The sequence below is a fragment of the Pantoea leporis genome (assembly GCF_028048155.1).
Lineage (GTDB): Bacteria > Pseudomonadota > Gammaproteobacteria > Enterobacterales > Enterobacteriaceae > Pantoea > Pantoea leporis.
This window is the reverse complement of record NZ_JALMEU010000001.1, coordinates 528,207-549,574: the sequence shown is the minus strand read 5'-3', so window position 1 is coordinate 549,574 and position 21,368 is coordinate 528,207. Positions and strand designations below refer to the sequence as shown.

The 21,368-nt window shown below is 58.3% G+C and carries 20 protein-coding genes; 8 read left to right on the top strand and 12 right to left on the bottom strand.

Features of this window, described 5'->3' with window-relative positions; translation table 11 throughout:
- Nucleotides 1-77 precede the first annotated feature (77 nt).
- From MWH02_RS02535 to tus, 4 genes are all read right to left on the bottom strand, one after another.
- Nucleotides 78-722: an anti-sigma factor gene (locus MWH02_RS02535; RefSeq protein WP_101764504.1), complete on the bottom strand. Its 645-nt coding sequence runs from the start codon at nt 720-722 to the stop codon at nt 78-80.
- Complete coding sequence (locus tag MWH02_RS02530) at nt 719-1,273, bottom strand: sigma-70 family RNA polymerase sigma factor (protein ID WP_110866066.1); 555 nt, start codon at nt 1,271-1,273, stop codon at nt 719-721. Before MWH02_RS02530 ends, MWH02_RS02535 begins: the two co-directional genes overlap by 4 nt.
- A 43-nt stretch (nt 1,274-1,316) precedes the next feature.
- Complete coding sequence (locus MWH02_RS02525) at nt 1,317-1,880, bottom strand: fasciclin domain-containing protein (RefSeq protein ID WP_101764502.1); 564 nt, start codon at nt 1,878-1,880, stop codon at nt 1,317-1,319.
- Nucleotides 1,881-1,973: 93 nt separating this feature from the next.
- Nucleotides 1,974-2,903 (bottom strand): DNA replication terminus site-binding protein, encoded by a 930-nt coding sequence (tus, locus tag MWH02_RS02520; protein ID WP_271459848.1) that lies wholly within the window; start codon nt 2,901-2,903, stop codon nt 1,974-1,976.
- Between the two features lie 156 nt (nt 2,904-3,059).
- On the opposite strand from tus, the gene MWH02_RS02515 reads away from it, so the two are divergent.
- Nucleotides 3,060-4,259, top strand: a complete 1,200-nt coding sequence (locus MWH02_RS02515; RefSeq protein ID WP_101764500.1) for an MFS transporter — start codon at nt 3,060-3,062, stop codon at nt 4,257-4,259.
- Between the two features lie 158 nt (nt 4,260-4,417).
- The gene (locus tag MWH02_RS02510) at nt 4,418-4,903 is read left to right on the top strand and encodes an RrF2 family transcriptional regulator (RefSeq protein WP_008110154.1); all 486 of its coding nucleotides are present in this window, start codon (nt 4,418-4,420) and stop codon (nt 4,901-4,903) included.
- Nucleotides 4,904-5,015: 112 nt separating this feature from the next.
- On the opposite strand, the gene oqxB is transcribed toward MWH02_RS02510, so the two are convergent.
- Together oqxB and MWH02_RS02500 are read right to left on the bottom strand one after the other, a co-directional pair.
- On the bottom strand, nt 5,016-8,168 hold the full coding sequence (oqxB, locus tag MWH02_RS02505) for a multidrug efflux RND transporter permease subunit OqxB (protein ID WP_110866070.1): 3,153 nt from the start codon (nt 8,166-8,168) through the stop codon (nt 5,016-5,018).
- 18 nt (nt 8,169-8,186) lie between these two features.
- Complete coding sequence (locus MWH02_RS02500; protein WP_271459847.1) at nt 8,187-9,341, bottom strand: efflux RND transporter periplasmic adaptor subunit; 1,155 nt, start codon at nt 9,339-9,341, stop codon at nt 8,187-8,189.
- A 293-nt stretch (nt 9,342-9,634) separates the two neighbouring features.
- Here MWH02_RS02500 and MWH02_RS02495 point away from each other — a divergent pair, with 293 nt between their 5' ends.
- From MWH02_RS02495 to MWH02_RS02485, 3 genes are all read left to right on the top strand, one after another.
- Nucleotides 9,635-9,982, top strand: a complete 348-nt coding sequence (locus MWH02_RS02495) for a helix-turn-helix domain-containing protein (protein ID WP_008110158.1) — start codon at nt 9,635-9,637, stop codon at nt 9,980-9,982.
- 85 nt (nt 9,983-10,067) lie between these two features.
- Entirely contained in the window at nt 10,068-10,502 is a 435-nt protein-coding gene (locus MWH02_RS02490) for a ribonuclease domain-containing protein (RefSeq protein ID WP_271459846.1), read from the top strand.
- A gap of 2 nt (nt 10,503-10,504) precedes the next feature.
- The gene (locus tag MWH02_RS02485; protein ID WP_137385714.1) at nt 10,505-10,777 is read left to right on the top strand and encodes a barstar family protein; all 273 of its coding nucleotides are present in this window, start codon (nt 10,505-10,507) and stop codon (nt 10,775-10,777) included.
- A 1-nt stretch (nt 10,778) separates the two neighbouring features.
- Here the strand turns inward: MWH02_RS02485 and MWH02_RS02480 are convergent, their stop codons facing one another.
- From MWH02_RS02480 to MWH02_RS02465, 4 genes are all read right to left on the bottom strand, one after another.
- Nucleotides 10,779-13,151: a virulence factor SrfC family protein gene (locus tag MWH02_RS02480; RefSeq protein ID WP_271459845.1), complete on the bottom strand. Its 2,373-nt coding sequence runs from the start codon at nt 13,149-13,151 to the stop codon at nt 10,779-10,781.
- On the bottom strand, nt 13,148-16,120 hold the full coding sequence (locus tag MWH02_RS02475; protein WP_271459844.1) for a virulence factor SrfB: 2,973 nt from the start codon (nt 16,118-16,120) through the stop codon (nt 13,148-13,150). Before MWH02_RS02475 ends, MWH02_RS02480 begins: the two co-directional genes overlap by 4 nt.
- 2 nt (nt 16,121-16,122) lie before the next feature.
- Nucleotides 16,123-17,454 carry an SrfA family protein gene (locus MWH02_RS02470; RefSeq protein WP_271459843.1) on the bottom strand — a complete coding sequence of 444 codons (1,332 nt, stop codon included), beginning with the start codon at nt 17,452-17,454 and terminating at the stop codon, nt 16,123-16,125.
- 152 nt (nt 17,455-17,606) lie between these two features.
- Nucleotides 17,607-18,785: a benzoate/H(+) symporter BenE family transporter gene (locus tag MWH02_RS02465; RefSeq protein WP_271459842.1), complete on the bottom strand. Its 1,179-nt coding sequence runs from the start codon at nt 18,783-18,785 to the stop codon at nt 17,607-17,609.
- Nucleotides 18,786-18,881: 96 nt separating this feature from the next.
- On the opposite strand from MWH02_RS02465, the gene MWH02_RS02460 reads away from it, so the two are divergent.
- The 3 genes from MWH02_RS02460 to MWH02_RS02450 all read left to right on the top strand — a co-directional run bounded on the left by MWH02_RS02460 (nt 18,882) and on the right by MWH02_RS02450 (nt 20,545).
- The gene (locus tag MWH02_RS02460) at nt 18,882-19,427 is read left to right on the top strand and encodes a helix-turn-helix domain-containing protein (RefSeq protein WP_271459841.1); all 546 of its coding nucleotides are present in this window, start codon (nt 18,882-18,884) and stop codon (nt 19,425-19,427) included.
- A 120-nt stretch (nt 19,428-19,547) separates the two neighbouring features.
- Nucleotides 19,548-19,973, top strand: coding sequence for a MarR family winged helix-turn-helix transcriptional regulator (locus tag MWH02_RS02455; protein ID WP_192411906.1), 426 nt, complete (start codon nt 19,548-19,550; stop codon nt 19,971-19,973).
- A 17-nt stretch (nt 19,974-19,990) separates the two neighbouring features.
- The gene (locus MWH02_RS02450; RefSeq protein ID WP_101764489.1) at nt 19,991-20,545 is read left to right on the top strand and encodes an isochorismatase family protein; all 555 of its coding nucleotides are present in this window, start codon (nt 19,991-19,993) and stop codon (nt 20,543-20,545) included.
- Nucleotides 20,546-20,605: 60 nt separating this feature from the next.
- On the opposite strand, the gene MWH02_RS02445 is transcribed toward MWH02_RS02450, so the two are convergent.
- On the bottom strand, nt 20,606-21,031 hold the full coding sequence (locus MWH02_RS02445) for a type II toxin-antitoxin system VapC family toxin (protein ID WP_101764488.1): 426 nt from the start codon (nt 21,029-21,031) through the stop codon (nt 20,606-20,608).
- Nucleotides 21,031-21,282, bottom strand: a complete 252-nt coding sequence (locus tag MWH02_RS02440) for a type II toxin-antitoxin system prevent-host-death family antitoxin (protein ID WP_101764487.1) — start codon at nt 21,280-21,282, stop codon at nt 21,031-21,033. Before MWH02_RS02440 ends, MWH02_RS02445 begins: the two co-directional genes overlap by 1 nt.
- Between the last annotated feature and the right edge of the window lie 86 nt (nt 21,283-21,368).

The window sequence follows — 21,368 nt, the reverse complement described above, 5'->3', positions numbered from 1 at the left end:
AGTTGGCAGACGTAGCACCCTCGTAGCGGCGCAATTGATTGCGCGATAAATCGCGCCGCTACGGATTGTGCGGTGATTTATAGCTGCCCGCTATACAACACCGGACCGGTTGGCTGCCCGGTTGGCGAGCCGCCGCGCGGTTCAAGGCTGATGGCAATGATGCCTGAGCGGGAAATCGTGCTATTCAACGCCACATCCGTTGCCTTCTGGTTATCCAACAAACCCAATGAAATCGGCGCTTTGCCTGGCGGAATCAGCCACAGCTGCAAACTGTTGTTATCGGCGATGGTCACAGGATGTAACGGCGTCAGGCTCAGCTGTGCCAGTTTGCTGTCCGCGCTGACCACCCATTGCTGTTGATGCTGGGCGTCGTTCAGTACCGTCAACGGCGTCAATGTCGGCTGCTGCAGGAACAGTGAGGCGAGCAGGGCGAACGCCGCGACACTGGCAGCCGCCAGCCAGCCCGCATAATGGCGTTTGGGTTGAATGACGCGTTGCTCGGGCAAACTCAATGTAATCTTCTTCCACACCTTTTCCGGTGGCGTGACGGGTGCAAGCTGATTATCCAGGCCCGCCAGCAGGGCTTGCCAGCGCGCAACGTTGGCCGCAAGGGCAGGCTCGTTACGCAACCTGCGTGCAAAGCGCAAACGCGCCAGCCCACTCAAGGTGCCCAGCGCATACTCGGCTGATAAGGCCTCATCGCGTTGTAGTTTATCGTTCATAGGCCCACACACTCCCGCAGATGCTCCAGCGCGCGGCGAATCCAGCTTTTTACCGAGCCAACCGGCTGTTGCAGCCAGGCGGCAATATCACTGTGGGACATCCCCTGATAATAGGCGAGCGTGATGCTTTGCTGCTGTTCGCTGCTCAGATGGCCAATGCAGTGTCGCAGGCGATCGGCTTGTGCCGGATCGTGCCAGTTATTCTGTTCGTCTTCGCTGGTGATTGGTAGCAGGTCGCTAAACTCTTCTGCCTCCAGCGTCAGGCGCGCCTGTCCGCTGCGTAACCCGTCAATGCAGCGATTGCGCACAATGTGCGTCATCCACGTCATCGGCGCGCTCAGGGCGGCATCGTATGAAGCGGCGCGGTTCCAGATGGTGAGGTAGCAATCGTGCAGCACCTCTTCCGCCCAACCTTGCTGACGCAGCATGCGCAGGGCAAGGGCGAAAAGATGCGGCGACGTAAGTCGATACAGTTGCTCAAACGCGCGGCGATCGCCTTTCGCGATCGCCGGCAATAAGTTATCTAACCGTTCTGCAAGCCTGTTATCCATCATCTTCCCGGTTGGCTAAAATGCCCAATCCGAGTATAGGCAATTACTTAGGCATCAAGACGGTATCAATCACATCAATCACACCATTTTTCTGATTGACGTCATAAGTGCTGATATTCGCCACATTGCCTTGACCATCTTTCAGCTGAATATTGTGCGGGCCATTATTCATAATCCACAACGGTTGGCCGTTGACGGTTTTCAGCTCGGCATGTCCGCCACCTTGCTTAATTTTTTTCTCCAGCGCTTTCATGTCGTATTTACCGGCCACCACATGATAAGTCAGGATGCTGGTCAACTTCGCTTTGTTCTCCGGTTTTACCAGGCTATCAACGGTGCCCGCAGGCAACTTGGCGAAGGCCGCATTGGTTGGCGCGAAGACAGTAAACGGACCTTTACCTTCGAGGGTTTCAACCAAACCCGCCGCTTTAACAGCAGCAACCAGCGTGGTGTGATCTTTGGAGTTCAGCGCGTTTTCAACGATGTTCTTTTGCGGATACATCGCTGCGCCGCCGACCATCACGGAGTCATCATTCATGGCGGCAAATGCACCTGCGGTGAACAGTAAAGTGCTGGATACGACTGCAATGCTCATTAGCTTTTTCATCATAAATCCTCGTAGTAGGGAGCGAAGAAGTTGCTCACACTCTGATATACGAGAGCAGACTGCGAATTGGATGCAGCGATTTAAAAATAAATTTTACGCCAGCCGATCGCTCCACAAATGCAGGCGCGGAATGATCAGATGCAGCGGCTCGGCCAGCGGTTTATGACGCCAGGCAACGTTATCGGCATCGTAGTTCAGCAGTTCTCCCAGAATCGGCACCTGCGTGCGATCGCGGCACAGCACCAGCAGCGGAGAAGGGCAGGCAAGCTGCACCTGTTTCTTCTCGCTGGCGCGCCATACGCGGGCAATCGGCTGCACCTTCACCGGGCGCTTGATTTTTAGCTTCGCACCGGCTGGCAACGCGAGGATTGCTTCCAGCTCTTGCTGCACTTTATCCGCCCACTGTTCCCGCGTCCACGGTGCCTGCGCGCGATTGGCTTTCAGGCTGCGTTCCAGCTGTTCTACCACCGCATCACGCGTGACGTTTTTGATGATGTTTTTATTCGCCCAGCCAAAGCGCAAACTGTCCGGCGCGTTGAGCAGCGTTACGCTGCGGTAGGCGTTAAGCGTAATTAACCCGCGCAGATGCTGGTGGACGAACTCAAAGCGCGCCTCGCTCGGCAAGCCCGACTCCACGGTGATCAGCTGTTCCAGCCGCTGCTTCAAAGTATTAATCTCGGCAACCTGCTGCGTAATCTGCGCATGCACATCGCCGTCGGCTTCAATGCAAATCGCGCCCGGCAAGCGCACGGCGGCTTTGGTGCTGAGCTTTTCCGATTGATGCTGCATAAACAGGCGGCAGTAATGCGTCAGCGCCATGTCGCGTGCCGTTTTACCAAGATGCTGCGTCACCGCGATGCGTTCAATTTCATCATGTTCGCGGCCTTTCTCGATTTCCGGCAGACTAAACACGCGCGCAATCAACAGCGGTTGCTGCTCAATGTGTTGACGTAACGCGCCCAATCCCGCCTCCAGCGCATTAACGCATTCGTGCAGATCGGCAACCAAATCATAACGAGCCATAAAACGCCTCCATAGTTACAACATGCTTTCAGTGTACTGGCTTAGGCGCCGGTCTGCCAGCATAGCGCAGGGATTTTGTTAAGCAGGGAAACGTGGGATTTTTCAAGCTGGATGAACGTGTTATAACAATGCTTTGCCTGCTAACGGAATAATGTTGTGAAGCCTCAGCCAAAGCCACCTGCCGCCGCCATAGTTACGCTTGGCGTAGTACAAATCCTGTCGTGGGGCGGATCCTTCTATTTGATGGCGGTGATGGCCAATCCGATCGTGGCGGAAACCGGCTGGTCGCAGCAATGGGTGTATGGCGCGCTATCGCTCGGCATGCTGATTTCCGGTTTGCTGGCGCCGCTGAGCGGGCGACTGATTTCCCGCTCCTATGGCCGTGCATTGCTGGCGGCGAGCGGGGCGGTGATGGCAATCGGTCTGGTGATCATGGGATTGAGCCACAATCTACCGCTGTTTCTGTTTGCCTGGCTGATTATCGGCGTAGGTATGGCGATGGGCCTGTACGATGCGCTGTTTGCCACGCTCGGCACGCTCTATGGCGGCCAGGCACGCGGCGCGATAACCGGCATTACGCTGATTTCTGGCTTCTGTACCACTATCGTGTGGCCGGGCACCGCGCTGCTGATTCACTGGCTGGATTGGCGTAACGCCTGTTTTGCCATCGCCGGATTGTTATGTGTTTCAGTGTTGCCCGCCTATCTCTACGCGCTACCCGCGCCTGAAGCGAAAATCGCCGCCGCCAAAGCAAAACCGACCGCGCAAGGCAACGAACTGGCACCCACACTGTTTTGGCTGCTGTGCAGCATTTTCACGCTCGCATCGGTGATCATGACGGCGATTTCGGTGCAGCTGATCACCTTGCTGCAGGCCAGCGGCCACACGCTGGCGTCGGCGCTGGCCATCAGTGCGATTCTCGGTCCGTGTCAGGTGGCATCGCGCATCGTAGACATCGCCTTTAAGCGCGGTCACCCGATCTGGACCACCTTTTTCTCGGTGGGATTGGTGGCGCTCGGCTTGTTGCTGCTGGCGTGTTACCCGCAGTTTGCGGTGCTCAGCATGGTGCTGTACGGTGCCGGAAATGGTTTGCGTGCCATTGTGCGGGGAACTTTACCGCTGGTGATGGTCAAACCAGAGGCCTACGCGATTGTGGTAGGGCGCATGGCGCGTCCCGCCTTAATTGGTCAGGCCTTGACGCCGCTGGTTGGTGGCTATGTGTTTCAGCACCTCGGTGCCAGCGCCACGCTATGGTTGTTATGCGTTCTGGCGTTGATTAACGTGCTGTTGGTCGCGCTTTTGCAGCAGAAATTGCCGCAGGCTAGCCCACAGTCGGAAAGGGGAGTGATAAACTAAGCAGCCTGTGCGCTTCTGCCCGATTAAATGGGGAATACGTGCCTGGATCACGGGCGTTGACTTCTAAAAAGCAACAGTGTTTGTTATATTTATTGCTCATTGATTACTCACTGTCGCGGCATAAAAACAACAAGATAACCGCAACTCAGGATATTGAAATGCTTGATTACCGCTTCCCGACAGCTTTGCAGATGGTTTTGAGCGTAGCGATGGCGGAGCAACTGGGTAAACGCTCGACCAGTGCCATATTGGCGTATGGTCTTGAAGCGAACCCCAGTTTCATTCGGAAACTTATGGTTCCGCTCACGCGTGACGGCATCATCGTCTCAACGCTTGGCCGCACCGGTTCCATTCATCTGGGTCGCCCGGCCGCCGAAATCACACTGCGCGACATTTATACTTCTGTGATTGAAGATAAAAAACTCTGGGCGTCACGTCCGGACGTGGCACCGCGTTGTCTGGTCAGTGCCAACCTGTGTTGGTATTTCAAATCGATTGCTGAAGAGGCTGAAGAAGCGTCGCTGAAAGTGCTGGAAACCCGCACCGTAGCTGACGCGCTGGCCGAACTGAAGCATAACGACACCAGCAACTGCGAAGAGTTGCCCGATCTCGAACTCGCCGACCTGTGTAAAAAAGGCCGCTAAAACCACTCTCATCCGTAAGGGCGTCATTCATGACGCCCTTTTTTATTGCCTCAATCTGGACGCAAAAAAATCCGGGCACATCGGCCCGGATTGTTCATTTCACCTAAAACCCTTACACCGTTTGCACTTCAGCCTGTGGTTGCTTGCGCGTCACCAGCTTACGCAGCGTCACATAGAACACCGGCGTCAGGAACAGCCCAAACAGCGTCACGCCCAACATGCCGGAGAACACGGTAATCCCGGTTACGCCGCGCACTTCTGCGCCCGCACCTTCGCCAAGAATCAGCGGGATGGTACCGGCGATAAAGGCAATCGAGGTCATAACGATCGGACGCAGACGCAGACGACAGGCTTCCAGCGCTGCATCGACAATGCTCTTGCCTTGCATCTCCAGCTCGCGCGCAAACTCGACGATAAGAATCGCGTTCTTACACGCCAGTCCCATCAGCACTACCAGCCCAACCTGCACAAACACGTTGTTATCGCCACCGGTCAGCCACACGCCGACCAGCGCCGAGAGCATAGTCACCGGCACAATCAGGATCACCGCCAGCGGTAGCGTCCAGCTTTCATACAGCGCCGCCAGCACCAGGAATGCGAGTAGGACCGCGACCGGGAAGACGATCAGCGCGGTATTGCCCTGCGTTGATTGCTGATAGCTCAGGTCGGTCCATTCAATGTTCATGCCGTTCGGCAGCACCTGCGTCGACATCTCCTCCAGCTTCTGCATCGCCTGTGCCGAAGAGAGCACGCGCGGATCGGCATCACCAATCAGGTCAGCCGCCGGATAGCCGTTATAGCGAATCACCGGATCCGGGCCATATGTAGTGGTGATATTCACCATGCTGCCAATCGGCACCATTTCGCCGCGATCGTTGCGGGTACGCAGGTTACCGATATCCTGCACGCTATCGCGGAAATCGCCATCCGCCTGCGCCATCACGCGCCAGGTGCGACCAAACTTATTGAAATCGTTGACGTACGACGATCCCAGATAGGTTTGCAGCGTGCTGAACAGTTCGGTCAGCGACACGCCTTGCGCTTTGGCTTTATCCCGATCCACCTGCACATCCAGCTGCGGCACGTTGGCCTGGTAGGATGAAATCGGGAACATCATGCCCGGCGTCTGCAACACCGCACCGGTCATGGTGTTGATGGCGGTTTGCAGCGCACCGTAACCGAGCCCCGCGCGATCCTGCACATACAGCGAATAACCCGAACCTTGTCCCAGACCTAAAATCGGCGGTGGCATAATCGAGAAGCCAAAACCTTGCTGGATTTTCGAGATCTTAGCGTTGATCTCAGCATTAATTTCCGCGGCGGTGCGCGTACGTTCACTGAACGGCTTCAAACCGAAGAACACCGTGCCGGTATTCGGCGTGTTGGTGAACTGCAACGCGTTCAAACCGGGGAAGGCGACCGAATAAGCCACGCCTTCAGTGTTCATGCCGATCTCGCTCATCTTGCGAATCACTTCATCGGTACGCGCCAGCGACGAACCTTCCGGCATCTTCACGCCGCCAATCAGGTAGAGCTTGTCCTGCGTCGGAATAAAGCCGCCCGGCACGGTATGGAACATAAAGCCCGCACCGGCCAGCAGCAGCACGTAGACGCCGAACACCGCGCCACGACGACGCAAGGTTTTACCCACCAGCGATTCATAGCCATCCGAACTGCGCTGGAAGAAGCGGTTGAACGGACGGAACAGCCAGCCGAGCAGGCGATCGATAATGCGCGTCGGCATATCCTTTGCGGCATCATGTGGCTTCAGCAGCAGTGCTGCCAGCGCCGGTGACAGCGTCAGCGAGTTGATGGCGGAAATCACCGTTGAGATGGCAATCGTCACCGCAAACTGCTTATAGAACTGACCGGTCACGCCGGACAGGAACGCCATCGGCACGAACACCGCACACAGCACCAGCGCGATGGCGATAATCGGCCCGGACACTTCCCGCATCGCCTGATGCGCAGCCGCCGTCGGCGACAAGCCTTGCTCGATATTACGTTCGACGTTCTCCACCACGACAATGGCGTCATCCACCACAATACCGATTGCCAACACCAGCCCAAACAAACTTAAGGTATTGAGCGAGAAGCCGAGCAGATAAAGGATGCTGAAGGTACCGACCACCGAAACCGGCACCGCCAGCAGCGGGATAATCGAGGCGCGCCAGGTTTGCAGGAACAGAATCACCACCAGCACCACCAGCACAATCGCTTCGAACAGCGTTTGCACCACGGCACGGATCGAGTCACGCACGAACACCGTTGGGTCGTACGGCGCGGCCCACTGCACATCGTCCGGGAAACGGGTGGCCAGTTCGGCCATTTTGTCGCGCACCGCATTTGACAGATCGATGGCGTTGGCGCCCGGCGCCTGGAAGATACCGATGCCGACCGCATCTTTGTTGTTGAGCTGCGAACGCAGCGCGTAGCTGCCAGAACCCATCTCGATGCGCGCCACGTCACGCAGTCGCACCAGCGTGCCGTCGTCGGCGGTTTTCAGGATGATATTGCCGAACTGCTCTTCGCTCTCAAGACGACCCTGGGTGTTGATCGACAGCAGAAAATCGCTCTGTTTCTTCAGCGGCTCCGCGCCAAGCTGGCCGGCAGAAACCTGCACGTTCTGCTCCTGCATCGCGCTGACCACATCGGAGGCGGTCAAGCCACGTGCCGCCACCTTATTGGGATCGAGCCAGACGCGCATCGCATATTCACCGGCACCGAAGATCTGAATCTGACCGACGCCTGGCAGGCGCGCCAGTTCATCCTTCACCTTCAGGGTGGCGTAGTTACGCAGATAGAGGGAATCGTACTTGCCGTGCGGCGAGAACATGTGCACCACCAGCGTCAGCGTCGGCGACATCTTCTGCGTGGTGAGGCCGAGTTGGCGCACCTCTTCCGGCAGACGCGCTTCAGCCTGCGCCACGCGGTTCTGCACCTGAACCTGCGCCTGATCCGGATCGGTGCCCGGACGGAAGGTCACGGTGGTGACCAGCACGCCATCGGAACCCGCCACGGATTTCATGTACATCATGTTTTCTACCCCGTTGATGGCTTCTTCCAGCGGCGTCGCCACAGAATCTGCAATCACTTTGGGGTTGGCACCGGGATATTCCGCGCGCACCTGCACGCTCGGTGGCACCACGTTGGGATATTCACTGATCGGCAGCAGCGGAATGGCGATCAGTCCGGTGGTAAAGATCAAAATCGACAGCACCGCGGCGAAAATCGGTCGGTCGATAAAAAAGCGGGAGAAATCCATAAAAGGCAGTCTCGAAGGTTATTGAGCGGAGCGCATCGCCACCGGTTGGGCGTTCACCGGCATGCCAGGCATAAAGACTTTCTGCAAGCCGTTAACGATCACCTTGTCGCCGGGCTTCAGGCCTTGCTGCACAATACGCAGACCATCGGCTAACTCGCCGGCCTGAATATCGCGGCGCTGGGCTTTACCTTGCGCATCGACCACGTAAACGTACTTACGATCCTGATCGGTGAGCACGGCTTTATCATCAATCAACAGGGCGGTGAAGTCGGCGCGGCCCGGCAAGCGCACGCGCGCAAACAGGCCCGGTGTGAACTGACGGTGCTGATTATCCAGCGAGGCGCGCATGCGGATGGTGCCGGTGCTGGCGGTCAGCTGGTTATCGAGGAAATCCACGGTGCCGCGATGCGGAAAACCCTCTTCGCCGGTCAGCGCTACTTCTACCGGCAGCGACCCGCGATTTTCGCCTTTACGCGCCATCGCCTGATAATGCAGATAGGTGGCTTCATCGACGTCGAAGTAGACGTACATACGATCCTGCGATACCAACGTGGTCAGCACGCTGGCGCTGTCACCGGCGGTCACTAAGTTGCCGGTGGTGATCATCGCGCGGCTGGCGCGACCTTCAATCGGCGCGGTAACGCGGGTGAAATCAAGATTCAGCTGCGCCATATCCACCGCCGCCTGTGCTGACAGCACGCTGGCCTGCGCCTGATTAGCCGCCGAGCGACGCTGTTCCCACTCTTCGCGTGACACGACATTGGTGCCGATCAGTTTATCGGTACGCGCCGATTCACTGCGGGCCAGCGTAGCCTGGCTGCGCGCGTTGGCGAGTTCGGCCTGCGCCTGCTCGAGCGTGGCGCGGTAGGTGCGATCGTCAATGGTGAACAGCACCTGACCTTTTTTCACCTCATCGCCTTCGCGATAATTAACCTGATCGATATAGCCCGAAACGCGCGGCCGCAGCTGCACGCTCTGCACCGCTTCGAAACGGCCATTGAAGCTATCCCATTGGCTGACTTTCTGCTCTACCACCTGCGCGACACTTACTTCGGGCGGTGGCGGCGGGGCGTTTTGCGCCACACCGCGATCGCAACCGGCCAGCAGGCTTCCCAGCAACATCACTCCTGACAGGCTTACCGCCCATTGAACCCTGTACGTTTGCAGATGCATTGTTGTTATTCCGCTTTGGTGAAAATGAAAGGAGACGTACGAAAAATCTGCAACTTTTATGATTGCATTAAAACGCCACGAGTGTAGGCTTGCTCAAACTGCATCTGCAAGAATATCTGATACACTTTATGTGCGGTTTTGATCATTACGTTGCAGAAGGATCAAAGCCCCTACGCGCAGTGCGGCATTTAATGCAATAATAAAACTTGCATTAACTGGCATAGTCGTTCAACCTTAAAGTGTAATTGCAACTGATACTGATACTGTTCGCAACGGCGACCGGAGAAAACGAGATGATGACCACCGCATTTATTCACGATTTGATCGACTGGATTGACAACAATATTGAAACGCGTCTGGATCTGGATACCGTAGCGGGGCGCGCCGGTTATTCGAAATGGCACCTGCAGCGTATGTTCAAAGAGCACACGGGTTTGCCTCTGGGCGAATACATTCGTGAGAAGAAGCTGAAGAAGTCAGCGGATCGCTTGACCACCAGCAATGAACCTATTCTTAACGTGGCGATTTCACTCGGTTTCGACTCGCAGCAGTCGTTTAACCGCAGCTTTAAACGCCAGTATGGCGTAGCGCCGGGGGCATGGCGTCGTCACGCCGCGCCATCCGCCAGCGCGATGCAGTAAACCCCGCCAGGGCCAGCTTTGCTGGCCCGCGTTTTTCCCTGCCCAAATCTGTTATTATCGTCGTCCTGTTTTTCAGGATGCCACCATGTCAAAAAAACTCTGGATTGCCTTAATTCTGCTCCTGGCCGCGTTGTGGCTCGGGCTAAAACCGCGTTTGTCCGATAAATGGGCCACCAGCCACCCCGATATTTCGCAGCTCACCGATGCCAACACCGTGGCGCGTTGGCTGCAGCAGCATCACACATTACCCGATCTCTATCTCACCAAAAATGAAGCGCGTCGTCAGGGCTGGAATCCCAGCAAGGGCAACTTGTGTGAAGTGTTGCCGGGCCGCGCGATTGGTGGCGATCGCTTCAGCAACCGCGAAAGAAGGCTGCCGATGCAGGCGGGCAGGCAATGGTATGAAGCTGACGTGAATTACGATTGCGGCCACCGCGATGCCGATCGTCTGCTTTACTCTTCCGATGGGCTGATTTTCCTCACCACCGATCACTATCGCAGCTTCAAACAGGTGCCTTAACCATGTTGACGCTCCATTTTGACTTTGAAAACTTGTCAGATCGCCAGGCGTTTTACCGCGCGCTGGTGCAGCAGAGTGCCTGCCCAGTGGATTTCGGTAACAATCTTGATGCGCTATGGGATTGGCTGACCGGCGGCATGGCGCTGCCGGCCACCTTCTATTTAGCGCATGCCGATGACGCCAGCGTGAGTGCAGAATTCGCGCCGGTGCTGGCGTTACTGGAAGAGGCGCAGCAGCAGTTAGAAGGCGAGCTGCGCCTGGTGCGTGGAGAATAAATTACGCGTGCAGTGGTAACAGCAAAATCGCCAGCATCTGGCGGGCATTAGCGGGCAAATCACCGCCGCCGGTGTAGCCGTTGTTCTCAACGATCACCGAATTCAACCCCACCAGCCAGTCATAGATGTAGTAAGCGGTATGATTGGCGGGCGCGGCAGACAAGCGCGTCAAACGCTGTCCCGGCGAGAAGCTGACGCTCGGTGCAGGCGGACGGGCGAAAATCGTCTGACCGCGATTGACGCGACTTTCAGGGCGCTCGCTCTCCGGACGCTGTAAAAAGCCCAGCCACGCCACAAAATCCCCCAGCACCGTCATGGCGCGTGAAACCTGACGATCGGTACGCGCTTCATGGGCGCTGGCCTGCGCATCCGGCTCGTTAAGCGCGCTTTGCAGTTTGCTCAGCACCTTGAGACGGAAGCTAGCGGTTATTAACTCTTCCACCAGCATCTCCAGCGTCGGCTTATCGACGTTGAGCAGCGCCAGCAGGCTGCGGCTCTCCGGCAACTGACGCAAGTGCTCCAGCCACAGCGCAAACACCTGCTGCGGGAACTGCTGATCGCGTTGCCCGCCCGAACTGTGCGGCTCAGCGGCAGCTACCGGCTCATCTTTAAACAGATCGAACTCGAAGCCGATGCCGAAATAGCTCTGCTCAGCGGCCGCCGTTTTGGCGCTGTGTTGAATGTGATGGCTGCTGCTCTGGCTCAGCCACAGCTGACGCACCGCTTCACGCGACGGCTGCAAACGCTCCAATAGTTCGCCGTGCAAACCGGTGCGATGTTGCAAGCATTTCAGCAGCGTATCGGAAATCGCCTGCTTGCGAGCTGCCTGTTCTGGCGTGGCGCTGGATTCGGTCCACGGCTGCAAACGTTCCACCAGCTTGTGCTGTAGCGCGCTGAGCTGCAACGCTAAACGCTCACGGCGCGCTTCCGGCTGCATCTCATCCTGCAACCAGCTGCCCATGCGATCGACGCCCGCGCGATCCAGCGCCAGCATCGACCCCCAACTCTGTCCCGGCTGACCAATCTGGCGTTGCACCGCTTCATCAACGTTAATCTGCTGCTGCTGATAGCGCGCATCATGTGGCGTGATCGCCCAAATCAGACGCGGCTTCTCACCGCTGGCGGCGATGGTTTGATGTATGTGCCACTCGCGCAGCGCGCTGGCGGCGACATCGGTGTCGTGACGCTGGCTGGCAGCGGTACAGATCAGCATCAGATCAATGCCCTGACGCGCGGCGTACAGGCCCGGCAGCAGTGCGCGTTTCTGTTCCAGCAGCGTGGCGCGCATCGGATCGCGTTTGCGCAGCTGGGCCAGTTCATCCTGTTGCGCGCGATCGGCTGGCGTGCCCGGTGCAGGTAGCTCCAGCATATCTGCATCATCGTACAGCGCCTGACGCGGCGTGGAGCTGAGCGGCAAGGTGATCTCCAGCGTCAGCAGCGACAGCAATCCCAGCGGTACATGCTGCGCTTTCCCCACGCGATTGGCGACGATCGGACACACTTCGATCATCTCCTGCCAGTCGGCATCATTGCCAATCAGTTTTTCTGCTGGCAGCGCGGCATCATCCACCAGCATGCTGAGCGGCGCTAACACGCGCGGCGCATGGCGCAGCTGGTGGCGCAAATGCATCAGGCTGCGCAGGCTTTCGTTTAGTGCGTTTTGTCCCGGCCACAGCAGGGCAAACAGCTGCACACGGTCGTCCACGTTGAGCCACGGCGCCAGCGCTACCGCCTGCGGCCAGAAGTGACGATCGAGAATCTCGGCATGACGATGGTGACGACGGCTCCACGCCCATAGCGTGATCAGCGCATCGCTATCGAGGCCAGGCTGCGCCTCATCCTGACGGTGGCGCTGCAAACGCTGCAACGCGGCATCGATCTGGGCCGTGTCCGGCTGAAACTCGGTGTTGGCGCAGGCTAGCATTAAACGAATCAGTTCCACTTCGCTTAGCAGCGTCATCTCCAGCGGCCAGGCGTTGGATTGCGTTTCACGCTGGTGGCTGAAGCGGGTGGCGATGGCGAAATCGAGATTGCCGGGATTGATGTTCTGGAAATAATTCAGAGTTTTATCGCCGAGACGCGCGATCAATTGTCCTTGCGCATCGCCGACCATCTCACTCAGCAGCCAGGCTTTGCCCGCCTGCGACTGGCCAAACAGCGCCAGCGTCACCGGACGCGCCAGCTGGCGCGCCAGTGCATGGCTCTCCACGCGCGCGCGGCGCAGCTGCAGCGTCAGAGTTTCAGCTTCCATCGCCAGACGCGGCGCGTGCGCCTGATGGGTTTCCACCCAGTTCAGCGCGCCATCCAGCGTTTCCTGCATCAGGTTAAGACGTTTCGCGGGTGTAACCGGCGAGGCTTTTTTGGCAGTTCTCATCGTTTGCAGACGCTCCCGCTGTCGATCCAATATTGCGCATTCGCGTTGCCGGTGGCAGAAAGCGTGTTCAGTTTCAGACTCAGCTGCTCCAGCGGCACGCGCGTGCCGTCATCCATGCGCGCATCGCTCAGCACCAAACGCTCCGGGCCGAGATTATCCGGGCCGGGCTGCACCGCCAGCTTAATGCGCAGTACGCTTTCGCCGGCAACCTGACGCGCCAGCGTCGGGTCCACAATGCTCAGGCTATACAGCGGCGAGGCCGGCCAGCGATCGTTCTCCAGCTGGCGGAAGCCGAGGCAAACGTTGCCGCGAATGCGGAAGCTGCTTTTGCGATCCAGCGCGAAGCTGCTGCTGTCGAGATCGATCTCGCTGTAACACAGATTATCGTCGCTGAGCGCCGAGGTCTCATCCAGCACGCCGAGATAGCGAATGGTGGAGTACGGTTCGAAATCACCGGCGCGGAACCAGAAGCTGCTGAGGCGCAGATCGAGCGCCAGCAGGCACAGCATCGCGCCGACTGCGGCGGTGGATTTCGGGTTATCAATGCGGCCCTGCTTGTTGAACGGATACCAGTCGCTGGTGTGATAGCCTTCCAGCGACAAAATACGGCTGCCCGGCAGCGGTTGCAGATGGCGCACCAGCGCCTGAATGCCGGGGAAGCGTGATGGACGACCGGTGAGCAGCAGCACATCACACTGATACAGCGACACCACTTCACACATCGCGCGCAGCGCCGGAATTATCGCCATACGGTGTTGCAGGAACTCGCCGTGCAACTGCGCCATGCTGACCACCAGCGGCACTTCGAGCAGATCGAATCGGCTGTCGCCGCCGAGCGTGCGCTGAATTTCGCCATTCACAAACGCCAGCACGCTGCTGGCCGGTTTTTGCGGCACCAGCTCGCCGAACAGCGCGTTGATCTCGCTATGGCTGTCGAGCGGATCCCAATTTTCATACTGCTCCAGCACCGCCTGCGCCAGCGGAATAAACAGCTGTAGCGTCACTTGCTGACGCAGCGTGGCTTGTCCGTCCATGCGGCTGTCGTGACCAAACAGCTTGTTCATCAACGGTTCGGCCAGCTGCAAACCGGCTTTCTGCAAGCTCTGCTGCAACGCGGGCAGAATCCACAGCTGAATCACGTCCAGCAGAATATCGTCACCGGCGACTTTGAAGCCTTCGCGGAACAGTAAGCGCGGGGTGATTTTGACATTGTTGCCCTGGCCGTCATCGAGGCGATATTGGGTAATGGCTAAATCGGTGGTGCCGCCGCCGATATCAATCGAAGCGATGCGCAGGCTTTTACCCGGCAGCTCGTCAACTTCACGCGGACGATCCGGGCGCGCCATGCTGCTGAAGAAATCTTCTGCGCGGCCGGCAAAGTTGACCTGGGTTTCGTTGAATAGCCACACCATTTGACCACAGGTGGCTTCGTCCCACTCCATCTGCACATCCGGTACCGGACGCAGGCTGTTTGCCTGGCTGGCGGCGGTAAATTCCTCTTCGGCCGGATGCCAGCCCTCGGCTTTCCATACCAGCGCGATGGCTTCCTGCATGCGGCGACGGAAAATCTCACGCTCCGGCTTCGGCATCGCTGACGGTAGCGTCAGGATCACATGACGCAGCTGGCGCGGCGCCTGGCTTTGCGGCATGCGCTGGCGCTGCGCCACGCTGTTCATCTGCATCATCGCCTGCGCCAGCAGTTCGCACAGCATAAAGGTCATCAGCGAACTGCGGCTGTAGCTGGCGGAGAACACCGGCAGACGCTCGTCTTCCGCCAGTGCGTGCAGCGGCTGGCCTTCGTCGTTAATCAGTAAGGTGAACGGCAGCGCGGTGGCTTGCGGCTCATCGCTGCTGCCGTTGGCGTTGAAGCGCCAGCCTGGCTGATAGCGCGCTTCATCCCACAAATAGCGGCGCGGACTGGACAAACCGGTGCTGCCTTCGGTGCCGGCACGCAGCAACGCCAGACGGCTGGCTTCCCGGCCTACGCGCGTCAGCGACGGCCACATAAAAGCGTTTTCCCGGCCGCTCTCCAGCGAGAAGTTGGCCTTGCCGAAACGGGTTTCAGCAAACTCCAGACGGCTGTCGAACAGCTCGTTGTAAACCTGATGCGGCTCGGAGAGATCGCGCAGCTGCAGCTCGTAGGTTTGACGCAGGCCGCTGCTCTCTTCGGCGTGATCTTCCACCAGAATGCCGCAGGTGTGCGAGTTGCCGACGTCGAGAATGATATCGACGTTGACCGCCGGGGTTTGCAGCGAGGTTGCCTGAATATAGATTTCCGCCAGATCGAGCTGTTCGCCCAGCAGTTCCAGCAGGTTGAGATAGTGCGCCTGATATTCGAATTCACGCAGCGCCTGGTTCAGCTCCTGCTCGCGACGTGATTCCAGCGCATGCACCTGCTGGCTAAAGGTTTCACGCAGCCAGCCATCAACCCATGTATGGTCGAGGAATTCACCCAGCTCGTAGTTGTGCCAGGCGAGGGCGAAACTGACGCCGTTCTGCGCATCGGCTTTGCTTAAACCGTGCTGCTCGCCGCCATCCTGCTCAGACACAATGCGCGTATCAAAGGCGAGGGTGATGCGATGGGTGTTGCCTGCCGCGTCGGGTTGCGCCAGCGGCGCCAGATGCAGACGTGCCCAGTTGTCCGGGCCGCCGATAAAACGACGTCCGCTGGTGCAGCGCAGCACCGGCAGCGGCAGCCATTGATGAGCCAGCAGCTTCAGAGAGTCGGCTAGCGCGATGTCCGTTTCCGGACGCACCACTTCCGCCGCGCCGCCATCTTCCGGATAGAGCAGGAACTTGCCGCTGTTGCCGTCGACGTTGAGACGCAGCAGCGGGCCGTTGGCGGTTTGCCGCACGAACTGACGACGTGCCTGCAACGCAGGTAAACGCAAACCGAAATCAAGAAACTGCACACCGCTATCTTCAATCAGCGTGATTTTCTGTTTGTCATCGATGAGGGGAGCCAACATGTTTACTTACTCTCACGCTTAATCGTCAACGGGAAGACCTGATCTGCGCCGTATTGCGCAGTACAGCTGGCGATGCCATCACCGGCTTTACACACCAGTTCCGGCATGCGGTAACGCGATTTATCGCTGCAGGTCGCAGTATAGCGGCTGCGCACTTCCATGCTGCCGGCGCTGGTCATCGCGGCGGTGACATCGGCTTTACAGCGGATGTTGTCGCCCTGGGTAATGGTGGCGGTGCCTTTGCCGTTGCGGATTTGATAGCGCAGGCTTGGCGGTTTGCCGGTCGGCAGATTGGTTTGACGCAACGTGACGCGCCAGGTGCCGTTAATAAATTTCACCGATCCAACGCGCGCATCTTCGGTGGTCATCACCAAATCATCCGCTTTGGCCGGTTCGGTGTGTTCAGCGACCACCTCAGGCGGCGCGACAGGTGTGGCAACCGGCGCGGCGGCAACGACGGTGGCGGCGGTTTGTGGCAGTGTGGCGGCGAGTTTTTCCGCTTTAACCATCACGGCAGGCGGCTTACTCACCGGCACCGGCACATCCGCAACGCTAATCGCAGCAGATTGCGGCGCGCTGTGCAGCCAGTAGGCGACGCCCGCAGCCACCAGCGCCGCAACCAGCAACAGCAGCATCAGCGGACGCACGGTAAAGGCGCGACGTGGCGGCGCGACAGGTTCGGGGAGCGATTCAGGCGCGGGCTCAGCAATGTCCTCAACCGCCGGTTCTTCGGCTTCAGGTTCCGGCTCGATCAGCGGTTGAGCAGCAGCAGGCGGCACCTCGATCAGCGGCGCAACCACCAGCGGAGCAGGTGCTGGCGGTTCTGGCAGCAGCGGCGGCAGCGCATCTTCCAGCGAATCGCGCAGGCAGGCCAGCGCGTCATCACGCGAACGCGCCTGCGGATCAACAAAGCCCCAGAAGGTGATCACCGGTTTGCCATCCACCAGATAAACGTACTGCTGATCCGGGAACTGCAACGTTTTGCTCAGCAACGCACCAAACAAGCGCATCGCCGGATTCTCCGCGTCGCGCGCGCGCAGGCTCAGCGCCTGCAGATCCTGCTGGTTTAGCGTCAGCAGTTCCAGCGCCTGACGGCGCTCGTGATCGCTGGCACCCAGCCAGGATTTTACTTTGCCAGTAAACGGGGCGTACCAATCGAGGCGGTCACCGCGCTCGTTGACCTGCGGGATCGCGAGGCAATTGGCCAGCGTGGTTTGGCGGCGCAGGCGCAGGGTTTCACGGATTTGCAGCGCGGACGTCCAGACCGGCTGGCCGTTTTCACCCAGTGCCAGTACCGTGTCCAGATTGCCGCTGCGCAGAAAAGTTTTTGCCACTCGTTGGGCCCTTATCGGTGGTTGTCTGAGGCAGAACAGTGTGTGTTTTTGGCGATGATAGTGATCTTAAGCCAAATGCAGCGAAATCAAACGGCTGATAAAGGGGGAAAAACAGGGCGTTTTTCCCCCGTGCGGAGAAGATTGCTGAAATTTTAAGCGCGGCTGCGCGGGGAAAGGATCACATAGGTCAACATGCCGCCGAGCAAACCCCAAAAGGCGGAGCCGATGCCGAGCAGCGAAACACCGCTGGCGGTGATCAGAAACGCCACGATGGCGCTGTCGCGCTGATCCGGTTCGGCTAAGGCGCGCTGCAAACTGCCGGACAGCGTAGCCAGCAGCGCGAGACCCGCCAGCGTGGCAATCAACACCGGCGGCAAGGCGCTCAGCATGATGGCGATCAATCCGCCGGTAAATCCGGTCAGCAGATAGAACACGCCCGCCAATGCCGATGCCATCCAGCGGCGCGCCGGATTCGGATCGACATCGTCGCCCATACAGATAGCAGCGGTAATCGCAGCGATACACACCGAAAACCCGCCAAACGGCGACAGCGCTAAAGCGATAAAGCCGGTCCAGCCGGTGAGCGCAGATACCGGCGGCTGATAGCCGTGCGCCTGCAAGGTGGCGATGCCGGGCGCATTTTGCGACGCCATGGTGACGAGAAAATAGGGCAAACCCACGCCAATCAGCGCCGCCAGATTAAACTGCGGCATGATGAATTCCGGCCGACTGATCGCCAGCGCATGCGGCGGAAAGTGGATCGATTGCTGGCCGAGCGCCACCAGCACGCCCGCGATCAACGCCAGAATGATGGCGTAGCGCGGCAGCCAGCGGCGGCTCAACAACCACACCAGATACATGCTGCCGCACAGCGCGAAATTGCTCTGCAAACCGCTAAAGGTGCCGATGCCAAATTTCAGCAGAATCCCGGCCAACATCGCGGCCGCCAGCGACTGCGGAATGTGATTCATCAGGCGGGCGAACAGGCCGGTAACGCCGCATAACACAATTAACAGGTTGGTGGCGACAAACACGCCCACCACTTCATTCAGCGTCAAACCCTGCACGCTGGTGGCGAGCAGCGCCGCGCCAGGCGTCGACCAGGCCGCGAGGATCGGCATGCGTGTCCATAGCGATAAGCCGAGCGAGGCCAACCCCATACCTACGCCGAGCATCGACAGCCAGCCGCCAATCTGCGCCGGCGAAGCGCCCGCCGCCTGCGCCGCCTGGAAGATCAGCGCTGCCGTGCTGCTGTAGCCCACCAGCACGGCGATAAAACCCGAAATCAGCATCGGGAAAGAGAAGGCACTGCGTGTGGTGGCGGTGGTCATCAGGTCACATCCGATTGTGCGTTATAACGCACATTGTGGCATGGAGCGTTATAGCGCACAAGTGCTACACTGCGCGCGAGCTTTTCGGGAGAACACATGGAAAATTTGCATCAACATTTGAGTCTGGCGCTGAAACAGCTGCGTCAGGCCAACGGCTGGAGCCTGACGCTGGCAGCGGATCGCACCGGCGTGAGCAAAGCGATGCTCGGCCAAATCGAGCGCGGTGAATCGAGCCCCACGGTGGCGACGCTGTGGAAAATTGCCACTGGCTTTAACGTGCCGTTTTCCTTCTTTGTGCAGGGCAGCGATCAACCGCCGGGCAGCGTGGCGACCTTCAGCCAGCCCAACGCGCAGATGCAGGTCAAGCCGCTGCTGCCGTACGATGCCAGACTGCATTTTGATCTGCTGGAAGTGACACTGGCGGGTGGCGCGCAGAGTGATTCATCAGCGCATGAAAGCGGGGTGATTGAGCAGGTTGTGGTGCTGGAAGGCGAATTGTTGCTGGGCGTGGAAGGCACATGGCGTCGCTTGCTTTCGGGCCAGGCCAGCCAGTTCGCCGCCGATACGCCGCACAGCTACCGCAATCCCCTCAGCACGCCGCTGCGTTTCCACAGTTTGATTCATTATCTGCTGCGCGCCTAGGATCGCCATGCATGGCGACCACCTAACAATCTTGCACAATTACAAATTGATACGAAGGTAAACTACCCAGTTTGCCTTCGTATTTATATACTCGCGGCTCATCAGTAAGGAGAAGGTGCCATGAGCGACCTCAACAGCGCGGCGGCGTTACTGCGCAGCATCAATGGCAAACTGGCGCGTCGCCTGCGTGAATCGGCGCCGCCGGGGGATCTCACCTGGCCGCAGGTGTCGGTACTCGGCTATCTGGTGCGCGATGGCGCGATGACGGTAACAGAATTGGCTACGCTGGAAGGGGTGCGCACGCAGTCGATGGGTGCCACCGTGGCGAGCCTGCAGACGCTGGGTATGGTGCAGGGCGCAGCCGATCCGCTGGATGGCCGCAAAACCCGCTATCAACCCACCGATGCCTGCCTGAAACTGATTGCTGCCAACCGCGCACAGCGTGATGACTGGCTGCTCAACAGCATCGCAACGCAACTGAACCCGCAGGAACAGCACACGCTGCTGGCCGCGCTTCCCTTACTGCAACGACTTGCCGACCAATAATCCTGAGAGGACTCAACATGGCTTTAACTACCCTTGACGACAACACCGCGCTGATTGTGATTGACCTGCAAAACGGCATTGTTGCGTTGCCGGTCGCACCGTTAGAGGCGCATGACGTGATTGAGCGCTCAGCGCGTCTGGCCGATGCATTCCGCGGGCAAAAGCGCCCGGTGGTGCTGGTCAACGTTGCGGGCGGCGCGCCTGGCCGTAACGAACAGCCGAAACACGCTGGCGATCTGCCCGCCGATTGGGCGACGTTGGTGCCGGACCTGGCGCAGCAGCGCGGTGACATCATCATTACCAAAAAAACCTGGGGCGCTTTCCATAACACGGATCTGCACGAGCAGCTGCAGCAGCGCGGCATCACACAAGTGGTGATTTGCGGCATCGCCACCAGCATCGGCGTGGAATCCACGGCGCGTCAGGCGTATGAGCTGGGTTACAACGTCACGTTGGCAACCGACGCCATGACCTGCCTGAATGCCGAAACGCATAAAAACAGCGTCGAGCGTATCTTCCCGCGCCTGGGCGAAACCGGCACCACCGATGATGTGCTGGCGTTGTTGAAGTAAGGTTCATCGTAAGGTGCGCATTCATGCGCACCTGCTTGCAGGACGCCATGAATGGCGAGCCTACCGTTCCTGCCATGGATTCAGCAACATCACGCCAGTGGTATCAAAATCCCGTACGTTACGCGTAACCAGAATCAGCTCGTGATGAATCGCTGTCGCCGCGATCAGCGCGTCGGTATGTGGGCGTTCATCAGGAATATGCAGCTGAGCGCAAAGACGGGCCACGCTGCTATCAATTGAAAGTGTGCGCCAGGCAAATTCTGTCAGAACCTGCTCTTGATACCAGCGCTGTAAATGATGAGCTTGCTGAGGGTCTTTACGGGCGAACTTAAGGATACCTTTTTCAATTTCCATCAGCGTTAATGCTGAAATAAACATCTCTTCAGCATCAATGCTTTTAGCCCAGGCAATCACCTGAGGATTGGCTTTAGGCGTCCCTGCCTTACGTAATTCTGAAATAACATTGGTATCCAGCAAATAGCGCATTAGAACTCCACATCCCTGTTGATTATGGTCGCACGTTCTGGCTCAAAATCGATATCTACGCCGTCCGGCATGGCGAGTGAATCTACGATGCTTCGGTTTGAACCCGTGAGTTTTTTATACGCTTCAAATGTCAGTAAAACATGTGCAGGATTGCCACGGTCAGTAATATAAACCGGGCCTTCCTCGGCGGCTTTCTTGGCCCGGGATACCTCCTGATTAAAAGCTCGACTGCTGATTCTCGTCACTGTCATCACGACCTCCATGATATGTAGAGATGTTGCTACATAACTATAAAGCAATATGCCGTGCTGGACAATATTCAACCAATAAAAAGCCC